Below are 19075 nucleotides of genomic sequence, written 5' to 3' on the forward strand. Positions count from 1 at the left end.
CTTGGCTGAATGGGTGAAATATCGAGTTGATTTAAGGCTGGTTGGACGCATTACACAAATTCCGGACTCCCAGAAAATATTTGGAGCCTTGATGCACCGTTATGCAGAGTATACCTCAGGGGATAAAACCGCAGCATTTGTCGCTGCTGTAAAGGAATCTTCATATGGTTTTATGTTATCCAACCTGATGCCTAAGGGGTATTTGCCTATGCCCCAGACGTATGTGTTAAGCAGATTAATGAGTACTTTTAAAGAGCCGAATAAATCGTTCTATAAATTACTCAAAAAACGCCTGTTTGCCCCTATAGAGCAGATGAAGCAAATCGTCTCAAGACCGGGGAGCTTACCCGATCCCTATATCGAAGTAGAGCAGACCCAACAGATTCATGCGGCTATTGATAGCAAACGCTATAATATTCCCGCCTTGGACCCCAATTTATATTCTGTACCTGAGGTCGTAGTTCGGGAGGTTGCGGCTTCAACAGATGAGAAGAAACCAGAAGCTCGTACCCGTCTCATCCAAGATTTTTCTTTTTATATCGGTCTGGAGAAACGTTCAGAGCATGACATCATGATCGAAATGTTACATCACGCTAAAACTAGCGGTAGAGCATTCGTTCTTGGAGCCAGGAGTTCACAAGGTCTTAACACCTTTGAAATCGTTGATATTCATGCGGAGACATATGAGTCCTCGGTTGGTAAAGGTTTCTATTTAAATCTGGGGATGATGCTTCCTCGGAACATTGATTTTTCCAAGTCCAGCTTGAAGTTGTTTACTTCAGAGCGTCGTCCATTCAATCCAAAGTTAGGCTGGAATGAATCGATGAAAGGTCACTTCATTAGCTTTATTGATAGTGGAAGTGTGGTGTATGTGAACGATACAATCGAAACCGCAGGCGGCTGTGTAACGTCTCCTTTTCACCAGAAAGAGATTGTGTTTGGCAGGGCTTATTTACACCCGCTTGCCGGATTGGAGGCTGTGAAATGAAACGCTACAAATATCGATTTCAGACCATTTCCTGTCTTGCTCTATCACCGCGGGATCATCAGGGATTCTATAAGGATGCTGGCGATTTTGAGACTAAGGATATTCGTATATCTAATCATCGGGACAAGCTAGGGAATCTGGAAAATAAGATAAACATTATATATCCGTTCTATCAATATGGGACATATCCAAAGTATGATCCAAAGCATACCCAGTATTATATTCCAGGGTCATCGATCAAAGGGGCTATCCTCGCTAAGGACTCCACAGAAGCGGATGAACAATTAGGGATCAAGCTTATGGTGGATGATGTATCTGTAAAATCCGAAGACCTTCGACTCCATCTGCTCTATAAAGTACAAAATTTGGCACCCGAATCGGAACATGCTATTGAACTTGGTGATTTTTTTCCTAATGTGGCAGTAGAGATGCTGACTCGTAACTGTGAATACACGGGGGAAATGTTCGGGAACGGGGAGTATATTCGCCGACGTTTATCCTGTTCACAGCAGGCAACAAAAGAAAAGTTGGGGCAGTTTATAGAGCTGTTGGATAATGCCGGAATGAATGGACGGCGAAAAGTAAAGGAAAGTTCTTATGTTAAGCTCCAGAATATGCAGAATGGTGTAAAACAAATCCTAAAGGAGATGGAAGGAAACAAGGATTCTTTTATTTTGCTAATGGGTGGCTTTAAGGGATTATCCTTATCCAGGCAGCTTTCGTCCATAGATGGAGTAAAAAGTGCAATCTACGTGGATCATGTTGAAGGATCTTATTTGCCCCATGGCTTGGTAAGGATTATTCTCGAGTAAAGTTACAGTACCTGCAAGGAGTCTGGTGCGAACCCCAAGCGCACATGATATCCCCGGGAGATTCGCACCACGCGCCTTGTGAGGACTGATAGCATTTTGACCTCTTTTTTGCTATGCTTGAAACAGCCATTTTATAAGGTTCGCACTTTTGAGCCTCTGAGTCCTTGATGGGCCGGGGCTCATTTCGGGTGCTGTCGCACCTTACGTAGGTACGTGGATTGAAATGATGGCTCGAAACTGTATTTTATCGATGGATCGTTGTCGCACCTTACGTAGGTGCGTGGATTGAAATACTCAAACGCTAAGAGAATCTAATAACGCCACTCCCGTCGCACCTTACGTAGGTGCGTGGATTGAAATTATTTCTACGCGGATACATCCCGGCGCGATTGTAGTCGCACCTTACGTAGGTGCGTGGATTGAAATTCCTTCTGTCATGTGTATCATGTCATCTATAAATTGCGTCGCACCTTACGTAGGTGCGTGGATTGAAATACCGTAAACTGCCGGGGCGATTGCTCCGGCTTACGTCGCACCTTACGTAGGTGCGTGGATTGAAATTCCGGCAAGGTTGCAGGTGCAACAGATGGAAATAGTCGCACCTTACGTAGGTGCGTGGATTGAAATGCCCTTGGGTAAAGCCCAAAAAGCCCCGGGGCGGTCGCACCTTACGTAGGTGCGTGGATTGAAATGAAAGATAGCAAGATTGATGACATTATCCCGTACATGGTCGCACCTTACGTAGGTGCGTGGATTGAAATTTTATGTTGCGTTTAACCAATAGGATCCGCAACGGTCGCACCTTACGTAGGTGCGTGGATTGAAATGCAATTTGTGTCTTTACTTCGCTACATTTTCGTTTCGTCGCACCTTACGTAGGTGCGTGGATTGAAATTCTTCGCCGTTGATGACCACCGAAAAATGCGTCAGTCGCACCTTACGTAGGTGCGTGGATTGAAATCCTTTAGTGGCGGGGACAGCGGCATTGACGGGATCACAAAGTCGCACCTTACGTAGGTGCGTGGATTGAAATCATTCGCTCTTTGTACCGTTGCCCGGATCTCGTTGTCGCACCTTACGTAGGTGCGTGGATTGAAATACTTCGTCTTAATCCTCCCTCATTGCACGATTGATGTCGCACCTTACGTAGGTGCGTGGATTGAAATTTTGTGCTCGGCGCGATTTTAAGCGAAGGAGTCGGCGGTCGCACCTTACGTAGGTGCGTGGATTGAAATCTTCCACGGCTTCCCGCACTTTGCACAGATTTTTGTCGCACCTTACGTAGGTGCGTGGATTGAAATAGAAAAAATCAGAGTGTGCGTGATCTTATCATAGTCGCACCTTACGTAGGTGCGTGGATTGAAATGTCAGGAAACAAGATAACCATCGGTTGCCGGATATGTCGCACCTTACGTAGGTGCGTGGATTGAAATTTTCTCTGCTGCATATTGTTGGAGCCAATATTTGAGTCGCACCTTACGTAGGTGCGTGGATTGAAATACCGGAGATGTCGTCAATGAATACCGGCGTTACAGCAGTCGCACCTTACGTAGGTGCGTGGATTGAAATAATGTTATCTCTCCCTTTGGTTAGGATTGGTGGCGTCGCACCTTACGTAGGTGCGTGGATTGAAATAACTTGAAATAATTCAAATTCATCTTTACGATCACCGTCGCACCTTACGTAGGTGCGTGGATTGAAATGGTAGCCTCATTTTTATTCGGGGGGTGGTCGTCTTTGCGTCGCACCTTACGTAGGTGCGTGGATTGAAATACTGCAGACGTTGGTATCAAGAAAGGCGAAAAAGGTCGCACCTTACGTAGGTGCGTGGATTGAAATTGCGCGACTCCGTAGTCCCATGCGTTGATTAGGCGGTCGCACCTTACGTAGGTGCGTGGATTGAAATTGCAAGCAAAACGGTAGGCAGCAGACACAGCGGTCGCACCTTACGTAGGTGCGTGGATTGAAATTCGCTGCTTCGCGTTACCTTGATCGGGGTTGGCCGCGTCGCACCTTACGTAGGTGCGTGGATTGAAATATCTTGAAGTTTTATAGTGACACAAGAAGTCAAGGCAGTTTTTTGAAATTTTTAAGTTGTGATATCATTCGCAATATGTGATCGTGATAAGGTTCTGGAGGGGAACCCCCCTGCCGAAAACTGGTAGATAATCCGCGGTAATTAACCTGGTTCCCCCTATAGATAGCACGCTTGCACTGCCAGTATGGGCTAGATCACGGATAGGCTAGAGTTGTGTTCAAGAGGTGGCTTTGCCTCCTCAAGGGAATTCCACCTGGATTCTCCTTCTGCCCTTAGCGACACCGGCCCCAAACTTCCTAAAAACAACAGGGCGGCAAAACAAGATAATATTGCCTTGTTTACCCTCATACAAATTCCCCTCTCCTTCCATATTAAGGATTTGTTCCCCTATCAGCCTCCTCCATCGGTCAATAAACGGACATGCAAAGGACAGGAGGCGGCCAAAAAGCGGACTTATTTGCGAAAACATTCACTATATCATGAATCTAGGTATGGATTAAATAAACACGAAAGGTCGAAAAAATCGGTACGAGGCATATAAATGAATTGTCGAGCACCTCAACGAAAAGTTAAAATATAGTTATCAAGCAGATAAAGGAAGGTGATCGTTTGCCCTTTACCATCGACAATACGATTCTTCTCTTCTCCCTGCTGTTGTTCATCGGAGTGTTTACCACCAAGTTTTCCTCGCGGCTCGGCTTGCCTTCCCTCGTTTTCTTTATTGTCGTCGGCATGATCCTAAGTAAATTTATTTACTATGACAACGCCGTGATCACCCAGCTTTTTGGCATCATGGCACTGATTGTCATCTTGTTTGAAGGCGGGCTGCAAACCAAATGGCAGAACGTCCGTGGAGTGTTGGCTCCTTCCTTGTCACTGGCGACCCTCGGTGTTGTTTTGACCACGCTTGTCATCGGGGCCTGCGCGAAATACATCCTGGATGTCACTTGGCTGGAAGGCATGCTGTTTGGTTCGATCGTCGGTTCGACGGACGCCGCGGCTGTATTTGCGGTACTAGGTGAGAAAAATATCAAGCAAAGGCTCACCTCCACCCTTGAAGTCGAATCCGGGTCGAACGACCCTATGGCCGTCTTTTTAACCGTCTCGGTCATCCAACTGATCCAATCACCGAACGCCAGTATGTTCACGATGATTTTGAGTTTTTTCTGGCAGATGGGATTGGGGCTAGCGATGGGCTTGCTCTTAGGAAAAATCGCGGTTTGGTGCATCAACAAAATCAACCTCGACTCCTCTGGGCTGTATCCCGTGTTAGCAATGGCTTTTGCGATTTTCACCTACAGTTCCACGTCTCTGCTCAAAGGGAGCGGACTCCTTGCCGTCTATGTCATGGCGATGTGGGTTGGCAATTCAGATCTCACCTACCGCCACTCCATCTTCCGGTTTAACGAAGGCTTTGCTTGGATGATGCAAATCCTCATGTTTATTCTGCTAGGACTTCTGGTCTTCCCCTCTGATCTCATTCATATCATCTGGCAAGGCATGGCGTTATCCATCTTATTGATGTTTGTCGCCCGGCCGATCGGTGTCTTCCTCAGTACGATGTTTATGCAATTTAACGTGAAGGAGAAGATTCTGATCTCTTGGGCCGGACTACGCGGCGCAGTGCCGATCGTGCTGGCCACCTATCCACTCATTGCCGGCATTGAAGATGGGCACCTCTTTTTCAATGTCGTCTTCTTCGTTGTGTTAACCTCCGCTTTGATCCAAGGAGCGACAATTTCCCCTTTAGCGAATCTTCTGGGCCTGTCCGAAGGCAAAAAAACCATTGTTCCTCATGCGCTAGAGCTTGTATCCATGGGGAAAACCAATCACGAAATTGTAGAAATCCAAGTGAGCGAACATTCCGCCGCAGACGGACAAGAGCTCAGGCAGCTTAAAATGCCGCAAGATTCGCTGGTCAACGCGATTATCCGCGACCAGAAAATGATCACCCCAAGAGGCCACACCCGCTTGCAAGCCGGTGACACCTTATATGTTCTGGCGCGAAAAGGACAAACCGATGAGATCAAAGCGCTGTTTCATGAGCAGGTGCTATTACAGGAGAGTAGTTGAGAGAGAGGGAACAGACACGGCCCTATTGGACAGGTCGAAAGCGCAGCCTCCGGTGTTCCGGGGGCTGTTTTTTTGCTTGTACCGAGGCCCGAAGAGATGGAACGCCTGTGAAGAAATGACTTGGTATCCATTATCCATTGCCTTATACTAAATTTAGTTGCTAATATTTAGGAGGTCATAGGTCGAATGCATAAATACAGTAATATCATTTGCAGCCTGATTCTCGCTGCTGCTTTTTTAGGAGGATGTTACATCTTAGCTGAAAGAGGAGAAGACAAGTCAGAGCAGGAGGTTCATGCTAAGACGGTTATCGGGAATAAATCGATCCTAACCGAAAGCGAATTAGCCGATTATTTAGGCATTACCATGAGTGATTTGCAGGACCTCCTGGAGTTGGATCGGAAGAAAAGAGAGAATTTACAGGGAGCACGCTCATATGATACCTACTCGATTTTGCCTAGTATGGAGCTTCCTAACCGGAGTCACCTTTTTTTGAAGAGCGAAGTGGATAAGTGGGTGGAGTATCAAGTCATGCACGGATTGTGAGGCGGGAATTATGAGGAGAGATAAGAGCGTTGACGTTTTTCTTAGCATCATCCTCGGTATTCTTACGGGATTAATGCTTGGAACCAGCGAAAATTATGGGGTCACCATATTGTTAGGGTGCATTTTTTGGTTGCTCCTTTTATTTATGCGAAGCTTCCCACTTCAAAGGCCTCAAATGATCCAACAGAACAGAGAAGAAAAACGGGCACGAAGGAGCACGACACATGAAACGAAGAACCATGCTGCTCTTGATTCCCCTTGTGATTCTCGCCATGGTAGTGCTTTTCCTCAACCTGTATCCCACGCTGGTCAGAAACACGAAATATGATCTTCAAATTGGATACACTCAAAATCAGGAATTTCCTAAAATAAACGATCATTCGGATCATTTTAAGAACAACGCCGGGCTCATCGCTATGGCCATCTACCCGGATAAGAAGGAAAGTCTGCGCCAGGCTCAGTTATATGTCACCAAACGCGGAGACAGCGAAATTCTTCAAGTTGAGAAAATGAGAGAGACGGCTGACTTAGCGGCTTTTGAAATGCGGCTGAAAAATCTGCAGTGGGAACCTGGAGAGTACACGTTATACTTCAAACGCGGATCGGATATTCAGATGAAGCTTGATTTTACGTTGGAGTAAATCAAGCTATCACTTTTAAGTTACAACTTTTGCAAATCCGTTCCATCATACCCATGTACTAGATTTGTTGATATAATATGGTTGTACAACAGACTTGGGTGGGGAAGTATTGCCTCCAGAGCGGGGGTGATGCTCATGCAATTTTCGTTATCAGAAGTGCTTATGCTTGGCATGTTCGTGCTAGCTTTGCTCACTTACCTGCATAAACGAAAATAACCCGCCCAGGTTAGCGCCAAGGGTGCGGGTTATTGATCCAAACACTTTGGAGGTTTCCCACCCAAAATGTTGTACCGGGAGTCGGATGGCCGTCCGGCTCCTTATTTCTATCCTAATCATATCACGGCTGTTTCATTCCTGCAATTTACGAGTTAGCCAGTGCCGTTCTATTAGTGAACTCCACTTTCGAAGAAATCACATGAGGAAATCACCGTCAATTTAATTTTTATACACCCTGTCCAGTGCATCGAATATCATTTTTTCCGCTTCTTCAAATTGGTCATCCCGGCTCACTACAAAACCATGGCTGCTATCGGTCATTCTTCTTGCCGTCACGGGTACACCTGCCTGTAATATCCTGTACGCATACTTTTCCGCATCTTCTCCACGGTAATCATCCCAGCAAGAAATAATTAAAGCTTCAGGTAACCCAATCAGCATTTCGTCCGGTGCAAAGATCAGAGACGCGGTGGGGTCCAGTCTGTAATCCTCGTCAATATAAGCGTCGTAATACAGTTGAGACAGTCTGCATACGCCGTCGATCGAGATCCTTTTCCTCGTCTACAAGAGCACTGTTATACAGGCTGGCAATGGAGAGCGGAACATTCTCCGGGTCTTTATACGCATTGCGCTTAAGCGGCTGAGGGGTATACAAATTAAGGGAAGGGTAATCAAGGATTTGCAGTGCAATCTTAAAATTACGTTGTTCAAAAGGGTAATTGCAGCAGCAAGGTTCCCGCCGGCACTATGTCCGCACAATACAATTTTCTCCGGATCAATGTTCAATAATTTTACTGTTCTTGGTGATAAACCCTCCGCCATGGATGTTGACAAAAAGGGGATACGGGCCTTTCTGATCGGAATCAGGATAATAGACGTAAATATGGGTTTCCCCGTCACGTGTCGGAACCATCATTTCTTCCGTCTTACCGACCTTGTATTTATTCATCAACTCTTCGCTGACTTTATCCTCATCGCTTCGCAACATTTTGACTAGCCGTTCTTGTTCCTTCGATAGCGTGGACGTACCCGCATAGGCCGTTACTGAAGGCATACTCAACAAGAAGGTCAATAATAGGATAGAAACACTTAATTTCACATTCCTTTTCTTTCTAATAAGGGAGACCTTGAGCGCGAACGGATTTAACCCAAATCGGCGTCCTGATTGAGTCCCCTCCGCTTTACGAGAAGAGAGAACCTTAAGGTGCGGACGACGCTTCTCCGCCTGCCGGACTCACGGATGAACGAGGTTCTGCACATCGTCGGATTGATCAACATTGGGAGAAAACGCTCCGGCCAGTTCTCCATGGGGATGAAGCAACGGCTCGGCATCGCCATCGCCCTGTTTAACCACCCCAAGCTGCTGATTCTGGACGAGCCGACTAACGGTCTCGATCCTATCGGCATTCAGGAACTTCGGGAGCTGATGATGATTTTTCACGTATTGATATTCCGTCCATAACTACACAGGACTGTCCTAATCATACTTATGGCCGGCAGACAGTTGGGGAAGGGCTTGCCCGCCTTGATGATTATGAGTTAGCGTAAATATTATTTGCAAAAGAGCGAGTCGATAAAGGATTCGATTTCTTTATCGAAGGAATGAAGAAATTATCCCGAAACGCTCTCAATCTATCAAAATTCATGACATTATCCCCAAATTTGTTAATTAATTAAATTATTGTTATACTGAATTGAGTTATGAACGGGGAGGGAACTTTCATGATTGACGATCACGGAAAACCTTTTTCTGATTCTGCTGATCCACACGGTGCTAAAGCTAATTTTGACACAAATGAAAAAAAGTTGCATTCTCATGGTGTTCCTGGACTTGGGAGACAAATTACAAATTTATTGATTTTAGTTGGTGTAATTGCAGTAATTATTCTGCTGAGCAAAATCTTATAATTACTATATTTTATTTTGTTTCTATGGCAGGAAGGCAAATCCTTGAGGTCTCATTTGGTGATTACCTGGATAATAGGTACATGTTGCTTCTGGCATAAATCAACAACTCCTTTTTTTTGATAACATTTTGCTTTTGGGTATTAAAAAAACTTTAGGGCCACTATCTTTTTAAACAAACATATTTGATCTCCCCCTCCCACTGGAGCGTTCCCATCTTGATCACTTCGCCGACCAGCAACCAGACGATCTTTGTGAACGTCGAATACAGATGGAGCGTGCCGTCGTCCTTCCATTCGGAGCTCATCCCCGCTCCATGGGTCAGCCCCTCTCAGTGACAACGTCGGCAAACAGCCCCCGTATAACTGCTCCGCCATGTCATAGGCTGACTTCCGACTGCTGTCGCCGGAAAGGACAAAATGCACGGTGACCGAAAACCTCCGCTTGAAGCAGCGATTAAGCTCGCGGTTCTACTCCGACTTCAACAGCCGCACGAATAGACTCGGCGAAGACAAACCTTCAGAGCCCCGCTCGGTCTATATCGGCAGCTCCACTCGGCCGTCTCTCTTTTCGACGAGTCCTCCGATTGTCCACTGTTCACACGCCTTTCCCATATAGCACCTACCTAGTCTCATCAACCGATGCAAGGGGCTCGTCCGAAGCAATGACTGGCTGTATGATTTCTGAAACTGGCGAGAAAAAAGCAGGACCGAGAAAGTCTCATTCACGGCCCTGCTTAAGGATGAAGATTTATCTTTCGACACTATCATTGTATCTCAGTTCAGCGACCGTCATCGGCCTTTAAGCGGACAAACAACGGAACGAAAGAGGTCGGATAGAGGTCAGGAAAAGAGTAAAAAATGGTCGATTGGTACCTTCCACCTCTATGTATTGAAAGAAAACCCAATCCCTAATCATTTAGTAATCTCCCTCCTCCAATTTGGATCTTCCTGTACTGCATAAACCCATCTTAAAGTACATATCTAAACTGCAAGTTAAAAGATATAAACAATTCATAAAATAGTTCTGTATGAAAAATAACCGCAATTCCTTATCAAATTCTTAGAATTGCTTTATAGACTTGGTTCCAGAATGAAAGAAAAGGATGAAGAAGCATGAACAACAACCTTATTCTGCAGACTCGGAACCTAAGCAAAACCTTTAGAGGCCAGCAGGCGGTAAACAACGTTTCCCTCTCCATTCAGGAGAACTCCGTTTACGGGCTGCTTGGTCCCAACGGGGCCGGAAAATCCACCCTTCTTAAAATGCTGACCGGCATGCTGCGGCCGACTTCCGGCGAGATTGACTTTTTAGGCGCCCCCTGGTCACGCGAACATTTATCCCAAATTGGCGCTCTCATTGAGTCGCCTCCGCTCTACGAAAACTTAACCGCCCGCGAAAATCTCAAAGTACGGACTACACTTCTTGGTCTACCGGATACTCGAATCGACGAAGTGTTGCAGACGGTGGGTTTAACGAACACCGGGAAAAAACGCGCCGGCCAGTTCTCCATGGGAATGAAGCAGCGACTGGGAATCGCCATTGCCCTGCTCCACCGCCCCAAACTGCTGATTCTGGACGAGCCGACCAACGGTCTCGACCCGTTTGGCATTCAGAAGCTGCGCGAGCTGATTCGCTCTTTTCCAAAGATGGGGATCACGGTTGTCTTGTCCAGCCACGTCCTGTCCGAAGTGGAGCAAATCGCGGATCACATCGGCATTATTGCAGGAGGTGTTCTGGCTTATCAAGAGGCGGTCACTCCGGGAGAACATCTAGAGTCGCTGTTTATGCAAATTGCTCGTGAGCACCGGAAAGGAGACGAATAGGATGCAGGCATTCCTCCGTGCTGAATTTCTTAAAACCAAACGAACTTTTACGAGAAAACTAACCTGGTTGGCTCCTCTGCTAACCTTGTTGCTATGCACAGGATTGATGGCTGGGCCGTTCTTTCAAATCGCCAGCTACAACTGGTGGTATACCCTTTTGCTTCCCGGAGCGCTCACTTTGATGTGTACGGGTGTTATCCAAAAGGATAGCAAAAAGCTGAAATATCGAGCGATCCTCGGATTGCCAGTGCCTCTGCCAAAGATTTGGCTCGGTAAAATCGGAGTGATCGCCGGGCTGTTTCTCGTTTCTTCGGTCATTTTAATGCTCGGGATTGCGCTTAGCGATCTGGTCTTCCCTGCTGGATTTACTTTGGCGGACCACGCCTTGGGCAGCTCGCTGCTCTTTCTGACCTTCCTTTGGCAGATCCCGCTCTGTCTGTTCTTAACCGACCGGATCGGCATGTTTGCTACGATGATCCTTAATGTTCTGGGGAACATCGCCTGCAACATTCTGTTGGCTACGACCGCTTACTGGTGGGCTGTGCCTTATGCGATTCCGTCTCGGCTGATGTGCGCCGCGATCGGCGTGCTTCCTAACGGATTGCCGGTTCCCGAAGGCGATGCCTTGTGGGACAAGAGCGTTATTTTGCCAGGGGTGCTGATCACGCTTGGCCTGTTCTTCCTGCTGTGCATCCTGACGATGCGTTTATTTCGCCATCGGGAGGCCAAGTAAGATGAGCTGCTACTTCCGTTGTCTCCGATCTGAACTTATCAAGCTCCAAAGACAACCGACCCTGTGGGTGCACTTGCTCGTCCCGCTGGCCGGTATTGTGATTTTCTTAGGTTATTACGCCTATACTCCGTTTACGCCGGCTTCTAAAGTGAGCGCTTATTTGCAGGTACTTGCGGTTTCTTTTCCAACGATTATAGGTATCGTCTGTGCCATCGCTGCGGACCAGGAAGCTGCTGCCGGAAATTATCAACAGCTTCTCACCCTGCCGAACCGCCTCATCGCCCTGGCTGGTAAGCTGACCGTGCTTCTTCTGCTGGGATTTGGCAGTACGGTTCTGGCTTCGGTGGGGTTCGGAGTGGGCTTCCTTTATCTTTTGTCTCAATCGCCCTATGGGCTCGGGTTCTATTTAGAAGCTGCTTGCCTCCTGTTTGGAAGCAGTCTGTTTCTCTATGCCTTGCACCTCTACGTGAGTCTGCGATTTGGCAAAGGCGCATCGATCGGTCTTGGGATTCTGGAGAGCCTCGTGTCTGCCCTCCTGCTGACCGGCCTTGGGGAAGATAACTGGATCTATATCCCTTGCGCCTGGGCTGCCCGGTTCGTTAGCCTTTGGATGCAATTCGGGTACGCAAATGCTGCCTCCCTTCCGATCCCGGCGGACTCTTTGCTTGAACCCGGAATCCTTGCCTGCGTCACAGGGACCTTGGCGATCATGGTATTATTAGGAGTGTGGTTCCGGCGATGGGAAGGTACGAAGTCGCTGGAGTAAACTCAGATCTCATCAATAAAGAAGGGATAGAAGATGGCCCATATTCTTGCGGTAGATGATGATCCGGCCGTGCTGACCTTAATTCGGAATATTTTGCAAAAAGAAGGATATCTCGTCACAGCTCTCTCCTCTCCTTTTGAAGTGTTGGCGCTGCAATTGGGAAGCTATGACCTGATCTTGCTGGACGTGATGATGCCAGAGTTGGACGGGTTCACCCTCTGCCGGCAAATTCGCAGCAAGGTCGACTGCCCAATCCTGTTCCTGACCGCCAAATCCATGGAGAATGATCTGGTGGAGGGCCTGAGCATCGGGGCGGACGATTATATCGTCAAGCCGTTTGGGGCAGGCGAGTTACGGGCGCGAATTGCCGCCCACCTCCGCCGGGAAAGCCGGGAACGGCGCAGCGTGCTCTGCATCGGCGAAGTTCATTTTAACCTGTCGGGCAAGGAGATGCGGGTGCAGGATACCTTAATCCCGTTGACCAAAAGTGAATATGCCATCTGCGAATTTTTGGCGTTAAACCGGGGGCAGGTGTTCTCGAAAGATCAGATTTATGAATCCGTGTTTGGGTTCGACGGAGAAAGTGAGGCTTCCACCATCGTGGAGCATGTCAAAAATATCCGCGCAAAATTAAACCAAATGAACGTCAATCCGATTGAAACCGTGTGGGGGATAGGATACCGATGGAAGTAGCCCGCGTCACGTCAGGACCGAAAGAAACCAAGCTCCGTACGCTGTTTCTCAAATATTTAGCCGCTTTTTGTCTCGGAACGATTGGGCTTGCCCTGTTGCTATCCTTGATCTTAGTGGGGCTGCTGTTCACTGGAGCCGTTCTCCCGGCAGATTATGCCGAGAAGCAAGTGCAGGAGGCTAAGTCTCGCCTCATAGCGGGACAGGAGCTGCAGTTGGACGCCCCCTCTGCGTTGTACCAATATGCGAAGTACACGGTAGACGGGAGGCTCCTGGAGCACAGCTTCTCCGCCAAGCAAGGTGAGGCGGCGTGGAAGCGTCTGGAGGGCGATCAAGCGGCAGGTTACACTTTTCCTTATCATTATGTGAAAGTCACGTATGGCCAAGAGGTTTATATCTTCCGGTATTCTCTCGCCGCCCAGTTTAACCAAGCGACCCTGCGCCGCGTGCTGCCCAGTGCGGAACTGGCCTTTTTCGTCCTGTTCTGCGTCCTCTTTCTGCTTCAAGCCGTTCTGTTAGCCTCTTCGTTTGGTCGGAAGCTAGCCCGCAAAATGAACGGACTGCAGGAAGCAACCCAGCGCATTCAGGAGCAGGAGCTGGACTTCTCCATCCAATACAGCGGGATCGCTGAAATTGACCAGGTGCTACGGTCCATGGATCAGATGCGGGATGCCCTGAAGAACTCGCTGGAGCAGCAATGGAATCTGGAGCGCCGCCGCCGGGCTCAAATCTCAGCGCTCGCCCATGACGTCAAAACCCCGCTCACCATCGTTCGCGGCAATGTCGAGCTTCTCTCCGAAACGGAGCAGTCGGACGAGCAACGGGAATACACCGAGTATATCGCCCAAAGCGCCCGACAGATGGAAGCTTATATCAAGACCTTGATCGAAATCACGAATACGGAAACTGCGGCTTCCTATCAGCCCGTAAACCTCGATCTGAAAGAGTTCATCCATACGCTCGAAGCGCAGATGCAAGCTCTCGCCGCAGTTAAAGAGCTTTCCGTCGCAGTCCACTTCGTTGACGCACTGCCAGACGAGCTCTATGCCGATCCTGGCTTGTTGGAGCGCGCCCTCATGAACGTCATCGCCAACGCCATGGATCACACCCCGGCGAAGAGTACAATCACGCTATCGGTGGAGGCTGCAGGCGATCGGATTCAATTCCGCGTGACTGACGAAGGTCCGGGCTTCTCGCCTGAAGCGCTCAAGTACGCCACCGAACAGTTCTACATGGGCGACCCGTCCCGCCGAAGCGACGGACATTACGGCATGGGCCTCTATATCACCCAGTTTGTTGCCCAATTACATGGGGGTGAACTGCATATCGCTAACTCCCCGGTGACGGGCGGGGGCGAGGTGACGATGGAGGTGCCGGTGAGGGAAAAATAAACAGAAGCACCCTATGGAAACGATGCTTCTAAAACTTTATTTAATTAATTCCCTTGCATAGTTCACTAACTTTTCGACCCTAATTTTTAGAAATTCATTATAATCCATATCAAGTGCATTAGGGGGACAAAATGCTGTTTCTAAAATAGCTGGCAGATTAATAGGATCAATTAAATTCTTATAACTTGAAGGCGCCTTATCCTTAATCTTTTGATTATCTGCATTATTTAAAAAGCAAATATTTGCAAGTAAGTTGATATCCTTTTTATTAGTTATTCCCAAGGAATTCTCTAAGTAATGAACAGGGAATATATGATGAAATTCATTTCTACTCACATTTTTCAAAACTTTACTTAGGTCAACTTTTGCACCTGAAATAAATGATCTAGGTCCTCTGTGAGCTAATAAAGTTATAAATGTTTTCGTATTTACAGTGCTTACATTAAATTGATTGTTTTCAAAAAAGGAAGAGTCTACCGTGCACTCAAAACTTGCAATGTCATATTCTTCGTTTTTCCGCAGTTCATCCATGGCTCTTAAGTCAGCCTTATGTGCATCAGTGACACCACTAGAATATCTACGGGAAAAACACGATCTCCAAAACCATCTTACAAGTTGTTTCCTTTGTTTTTCAGTATATAAAACTCCATTTTCTTTATCAGTTGCGAAAAATCTTGTGAGTGCTACAATCATCGCGGGATACGGCATCGATTTAAGTGAGAATATATTTAGTTCTCTCTGCAGAAAATCAATACTTGATTTTATACCATTTTTAATTTTAGTAAAATTATTTCGAACTTCTTCTCCTTTCAGATTTATAATTGCAGCGGGGGCAGTATCACCAGAAATGACACCACTACAACATTTTAATTGCAAATCCTTATCGTATGATAGATCACCAAACCCAAATGGTTCTATTTCCTCGGCTAGCTGTGAAAACTCATCCTGTAAATCAAAATCGGTGCTCCAACTCCAAGCAGATAACAACTGAAATGTATCAAGTTGTGTACCGAATCTATTAATTCGTTCGAAGACAATTGCAACATGATGCTTATCTTCGGTCTCCATTATTTGAATTGGTATTAGAGTTTCCTTAAAGCGTTCTTGTAATTTATCAATAACTACTATAGTTTCAGCATCTAATCCTTCAGCAGCTTTCCGATATTTCACCGAGTCAAAAAGGCAATTCATTGGAAAATATCTAGTCGGATCAAAATCTTGAGCCTTCAGTGGTACAAACTTACTCTCTTGGATAACATCCTTACTTGTAAAATCGAAATAAATATCTAGCCACTCATCATTTTGATTAGGGGATAGTTCTGTTTGAAATACGCTGAAAAGAGAGGTGAGTCTCTGCTGACCATCAAGTACATAATCTATAGGATAATCCTTCCTTGGATCAGGAAGTGTAAAATTACCCAAGTCTCTTTCAACCTTTAATCGCTCCCTTGTCCGCCAAAGTAATATAGTTCCGATAGGAAATCCTTTATAGATACTATCCAGCAAAAATGAAACCTGCTCAGAGGACCATACGTACCCTCTTTGAAATGCAGGTATACGAATTTCTCCCGATGTTATCTTTTCAATGAGTTTCCTTATCGTTAACGGTTCCGACAATATAATTCATCTCCTATGCAAAATTAATGAAGTTACATAACTCATATGTGATCAGATGTGATCCAAGGTTTTTATAGCTTTATTTTCCTCATACATCCTTGGTATCCAAAACATCCTTTATTACCCGATAGATAAGCTTATTCTCTTCCAATGACCGATTATAAAGTAGTGAATTCACTACCTCAATAACCTCCGCTTTATCCTTCCAAGAGTCTACGTTCTTTGTTTCGTGAAACTGAAACATCACCGCCAAAGGCACATCCAGCCCTTGTATGATCTTCTCCAGAGTCTCGATGGAAATATTTCGTGCTCCACGTTCGACAGTTCCTATGTATGATGCGTTTACCCCAGCTCTTTCAGCAAGTTCTTCTTGTGTAAGACCTTGTTCCTTCCGCAATTGCTTGATTCGTTTTCCTATTATCTTCAGCAGCACGGTTTACCACCTCTCTATCAGATTAGAGAAGCATTGTGCCCACAAACAGAACAACATATACATTATTTTGTTGATTTTAATGTATATATGCACTAAAATATAAATTGTCACTAGTTTATTTCCACTAATCCCTTGAACTTCCAAATATAAAGAAGGAATAACAATGGAGTACCTCAACATTTCTTTAGAACCTATGGATAATGAGAATTCAATTATTTATTGTGGTGACACCATTATAGTTGACTGCAGTTTACTTCATAATGCTTCCCACAACTGCTGTACCATCATGTTTAGGAAAACCAGTGAAGCTATGGAACAACTGGTCAATCAATCAACAAGCGAAACGCACATCAACCTGTTTGTAGAACAGATTGATCCTGCAACGTATGGGGCTATTCACGGCTTTTTGAAGTCAGCACTGGACAAAAAAGAAAACCATCCGCCTTCTGTAATAAGGCTGATGGTTTGGGTATTCGATCAAAAAACGCAAGATTTCATTGCCTATGATTTTTACGAGGTTTAGCCACTAGTCACCCTTTTCAACTGCCCCTCCAAATACCCCCTCAACTCCGGATCCCGACAATACAAATAACAACCCTTCATCCCTCGGGAAATCAGCACCTTGTAGATGTTCTTGATTAGCTTGGTAAGTTGGCCAGGATTGTTCTTGAGGCCCCTCTTGCCCATGGTGTCTTTGTATTCGTTGTAATCGGCGTAGAGTTGCATGGTGGTCGGATCATATTTCAGATCGTTACCGATGATAACTCCGACGTAGTCGAATTCTAGGCCTTGCGAGGTGTGTACGCAGCCGATTTGCTCGACACCATCCTCATGGATAGCCCAAGTGCTGGAGATGGCACGGCCATTCCACGGCATCTGAAAATCGTGTTCCGGGATGGTAACGTCCGCGACTTCACCGTTGCGGTTGCCTTCAGTATCTTTGGTCCAGTCCCAGGCAAATCCGGCGAGCATCCGCGCTTTGTACCCTGCCGCTACCTTCGCTTTTATCTCTTCATAGACCGCATTCGGCGTATCGAACAGCTTGAACTCAAAGCTATCTTGGTCCCAGCCATCAAAATTAGCTGTCGGTCGGATTTGCAGTACGTGATCAATCCAGTTAATGAACCCTTCAGCTCCCGAGCAGCGGAACTGGGCGGATAGAGTGTACTCATGAACTTCGGAGCCATAGGCCTTTGCGATTCGCTCAATTTCGGCCACAGTCCCGATATCATCCGGACGAATCCGCTGGTACTCATCGATAAAGAACACGTTGACCTTTGAGGCCTTGATGATGTCCTCGATCTGATTCACACCGCGGTACTGGTAAGCTCCTTTTCCCTTGAGACGGTGAGCTTCATCAACGATCAGCACATCAAAGAAGTTCTCCGGGGTATCCACAAATTGCCCCGATCCCGCAAACAATCCTCGAACTCGTGCCTTGTTCTTAGGTTGCTGTTTCGCTAGCGTCTCTACCATGACCGTCCGGAAGGAAGCGTTAGGCGCGACAAACTTAGCGTTTAGCTTGTGCTTCAGCAAGCCGCCCAGGGCATTCATAGAGATGACGGATTTTCCGGTGCCCGGGCCGCCTTTGATAATGATTGTTTTTTTACGACTTGGATCCTTAGCTAGGCTGATGATCGTCTCGTAAGCTACCTTTTGCTCGTCCAGCAAGATAAACTCGGCGTTTCCTCTGAACAGCCCATCCACATGGTCGATCAGTTTCTTAGAAGGCCGAATTTTCCCGTTCTCGATGAGGTAAAGCAGGTTAATGCCTTTTCCCTTACCGACATGTTTGTATAGAAACTGTTGAAGCTTCGTTGTATCATCCGCTTTAAATAGCGGGGCTTCTCTGATGATGTTTTGATAGCGTTCGCTCTTGAGCGGATCGGGTTCCGGGACACGATAGTTATGTAAATAAGCGCAGGAATAGCTCTTAAGATCGCTACTATGAATCGCTTCATTCATGTCTTCAAGAAACTGGCGGTAAGACCATGCTTGGTAGGAGGGATGCGGAATCTCGCGTTGACGTCCGTTGATATAAGCCACAACCACGTCCTCCCGGTCTGTTGCTTCGGCTGCATCCCACTGCTTCAATTCCACGATCACGAAGTTATCTCGGCCCTCCGCATCCTGCCCTGCCACGATAAAATCAATACGCTTGCTGGTTGCCGGGATGTTATACTCGATCATTACGCCACAATCATCGGCGATATTGGCATTACGAATGACGCGTTCCATGAATTGCATGGAATTGTTCCAGGCTCTCTTTTCCCCTGGGCTAGGTCTCATCCCCATCTTGTTGATAAAAGCCTGCTCTATCTCCACCGTAATCTGATTACGATCCACCGACTCACGAAACTGCAACGCATTGCTGCTATATATAATCAAGCTGTCTGCACT

Annotated in this window: 18 protein-coding genes, 1 pseudogene and 1 CRISPR repeat array; of the genes and pseudogenes, 13 read left to right on the top strand and 6 right to left on the bottom strand. The window is 46.6% G+C overall.

The window, feature by feature from the left end:
• Position 1 precedes the first annotated feature (1 nt).
• The 5 genes from NSQ80_RS20680 to NSQ80_RS20700 all read left to right on the top strand — a co-directional run bounded on the left by NSQ80_RS20680 (position 2) and on the right by NSQ80_RS20700 (position 7098).
• Entirely contained in the window at positions 2–988 is a 987-nt protein-coding gene (locus tag NSQ80_RS20680; protein WP_339300687.1) for a hypothetical protein, read from the top strand.
• Positions 985–1800, top strand: coding sequence for a hypothetical protein (locus tag NSQ80_RS20685; protein WP_339300689.1), 816 nt, complete (start codon positions 985–987; stop codon positions 1798–1800). Before NSQ80_RS20680 ends, NSQ80_RS20685 begins: the two co-directional genes overlap by 4 nt.
• A gap of 193 nt (positions 1801–1993) precedes the next feature.
• Positions 1994–3838: a CRISPR direct-repeat array (repeat unit 32 nt; unit sequence GTCGCACCTTACGTAGGTGCGTGGATTGAAAT).
• Between the two features lie 609 nt (positions 3839–4447).
• Positions 4448–5911 carry a potassium/proton antiporter gene (locus NSQ80_RS20690; RefSeq protein ID WP_339300691.1) on the top strand — a complete coding sequence of 488 codons (1464 nt, stop codon included), beginning with the start codon at positions 4448–4450 and terminating at the stop codon, positions 5909–5911.
• A 186-nt stretch (positions 5912–6097) separates the two neighbouring features.
• Complete coding sequence (locus NSQ80_RS20695) at positions 6098–6457, top strand: hypothetical protein (RefSeq protein ID WP_260070386.1); 360 nt, start codon at positions 6098–6100, stop codon at positions 6455–6457.
• 224 nt (positions 6458–6681) lie between these two features.
• Positions 6682–7098: a hypothetical protein gene (locus NSQ80_RS20700; protein ID WP_260070387.1), complete on the top strand. Its 417-nt coding sequence runs from the start codon at positions 6682–6684 to the stop codon at positions 7096–7098.
• Between the two features lie 435 nt (positions 7099–7533).
• On the opposite strand, the gene NSQ80_RS20705 is transcribed toward NSQ80_RS20700, so the two are convergent.
• Complete coding sequence (locus NSQ80_RS20705) at positions 7534–7863, bottom strand: alpha/beta hydrolase fold domain-containing protein (protein ID WP_311202261.1); 330 nt, start codon at positions 7861–7863, stop codon at positions 7534–7536.
• Positions 7864–8089: 226 nt separating this feature from the next.
• Complete coding sequence (locus NSQ80_RS20710) at positions 8090–8413, bottom strand: hypothetical protein (RefSeq protein WP_260070388.1); 324 nt, start codon at positions 8411–8413, stop codon at positions 8090–8092.
• A gap of 35 nt (positions 8414–8448) precedes the next feature.
• On the opposite strand from NSQ80_RS20710, the pseudogene NSQ80_RS20715 reads away from it, so the two are divergent.
• Together NSQ80_RS20715 and NSQ80_RS20720 are read left to right on the top strand one after the other, a co-directional pair.
• A pseudogene (locus NSQ80_RS20715) lies at positions 8449–8743 on the top strand (ATP-binding cassette domain-containing protein); the annotation flags it as partial.
• A 293-nt stretch (positions 8744–9036) separates the two neighbouring features.
• On the top strand, positions 9037–9222 hold the full coding sequence (locus tag NSQ80_RS20720) for a hypothetical protein (RefSeq protein WP_260070389.1): 186 nt from the start codon (positions 9037–9039) through the stop codon (positions 9220–9222).
• Between the two features lie 160 nt (positions 9223–9382).
• Here the strand turns inward: NSQ80_RS20720 and NSQ80_RS20725 are convergent, their stop codons facing one another.
• The gene (locus tag NSQ80_RS20725; protein WP_260070390.1) at positions 9383–9526 is read right to left on the bottom strand and encodes a hypothetical protein; all 144 of its coding nucleotides are present in this window, start codon (positions 9524–9526) and stop codon (positions 9383–9385) included.
• 808 nt (positions 9527–10334) lie between these two features.
• On the opposite strand from NSQ80_RS20725, the gene NSQ80_RS20730 reads away from it, so the two are divergent.
• From NSQ80_RS20730 to NSQ80_RS20750, 5 genes are read left to right on the top strand one after another with little or no spacing between them, the layout of a single operon-like run.
• Positions 10335–11045 (top strand): lantibiotic protection ABC transporter ATP-binding protein, encoded by a 711-nt coding sequence (locus tag NSQ80_RS20730; RefSeq protein WP_339300694.1) that lies wholly within the window; start codon positions 10335–10337, stop codon positions 11043–11045.
• Position 11046: 1 nt separating this feature from the next.
• The gene (locus tag NSQ80_RS20735) at positions 11047–11778 is read left to right on the top strand and encodes a lantibiotic immunity ABC transporter MutE/EpiE family permease subunit (protein ID WP_339300696.1); all 732 of its coding nucleotides are present in this window, start codon (positions 11047–11049) and stop codon (positions 11776–11778) included.
• Position 11779: 1 nt separating this feature from the next.
• Positions 11780–12544: a lantibiotic immunity ABC transporter MutG family permease subunit gene (locus NSQ80_RS20740; protein WP_339300698.1), complete on the top strand. Its 765-nt coding sequence runs from the start codon at positions 11780–11782 to the stop codon at positions 12542–12544.
• Between the two features lie 33 nt (positions 12545–12577).
• A complete protein-coding gene (locus tag NSQ80_RS20745; RefSeq protein ID WP_339300700.1) occupies positions 12578–13237 on the top strand; it encodes a response regulator transcription factor in 660 nt (219 codons plus the stop codon).
• Positions 13228–14625 carry a HAMP domain-containing sensor histidine kinase gene (locus tag NSQ80_RS20750; RefSeq protein WP_339300702.1) on the top strand — a complete coding sequence of 466 codons (1398 nt, stop codon included), beginning with the start codon at positions 13228–13230 and terminating at the stop codon, positions 14623–14625. Before NSQ80_RS20745 ends, NSQ80_RS20750 begins: the two co-directional genes overlap by 10 nt.
• A 36-nt stretch (positions 14626–14661) precedes the next feature.
• Here the strand turns inward: NSQ80_RS20750 and NSQ80_RS20755 are convergent, their stop codons facing one another.
• Both NSQ80_RS20755 and NSQ80_RS20760 read right to left on the bottom strand, forming a co-directional pair.
• Positions 14662–16242, bottom strand: coding sequence for a DUF262 domain-containing protein (locus tag NSQ80_RS20755; protein ID WP_323078195.1), 1581 nt, complete (start codon positions 16240–16242; stop codon positions 14662–14664).
• 88 nt (positions 16243–16330) lie between these two features.
• Entirely contained in the window at positions 16331–16675 is a 345-nt protein-coding gene (locus NSQ80_RS20760) for a helix-turn-helix transcriptional regulator (protein ID WP_323078197.1), read from the bottom strand.
• A 163-nt stretch (positions 16676–16838) separates the two neighbouring features.
• On the opposite strand from NSQ80_RS20760, the gene NSQ80_RS20765 reads away from it, so the two are divergent.
• The gene (locus NSQ80_RS20765) at positions 16839–17198 is read left to right on the top strand and encodes a hypothetical protein (protein WP_323078199.1); all 360 of its coding nucleotides are present in this window, start codon (positions 16839–16841) and stop codon (positions 17196–17198) included.
• On the opposite strand, the gene NSQ80_RS20770 is transcribed toward NSQ80_RS20765, so the two are convergent.
• Positions 17195–19063: a DUF2075 domain-containing protein gene (locus NSQ80_RS20770; RefSeq protein ID WP_323078201.1), complete on the bottom strand. Its 1869-nt coding sequence runs from the start codon at positions 19061–19063 to the stop codon at positions 17195–17197. The two genes, NSQ80_RS20765 and NSQ80_RS20770, sit on opposite strands and share 4 nt — an antisense overlap.
• Between the last annotated feature and the right edge of the window lie 12 nt (positions 19064–19075).

Origin of the sequence: Paenibacillus sp. FSL K6-2441, from assembly GCF_037964765.1 — a bacterium.
Taxonomy (GTDB): Bacteria; Bacillota; Bacilli; order Paenibacillales; family Paenibacillaceae; genus Fontibacillus; species Fontibacillus phoenicis.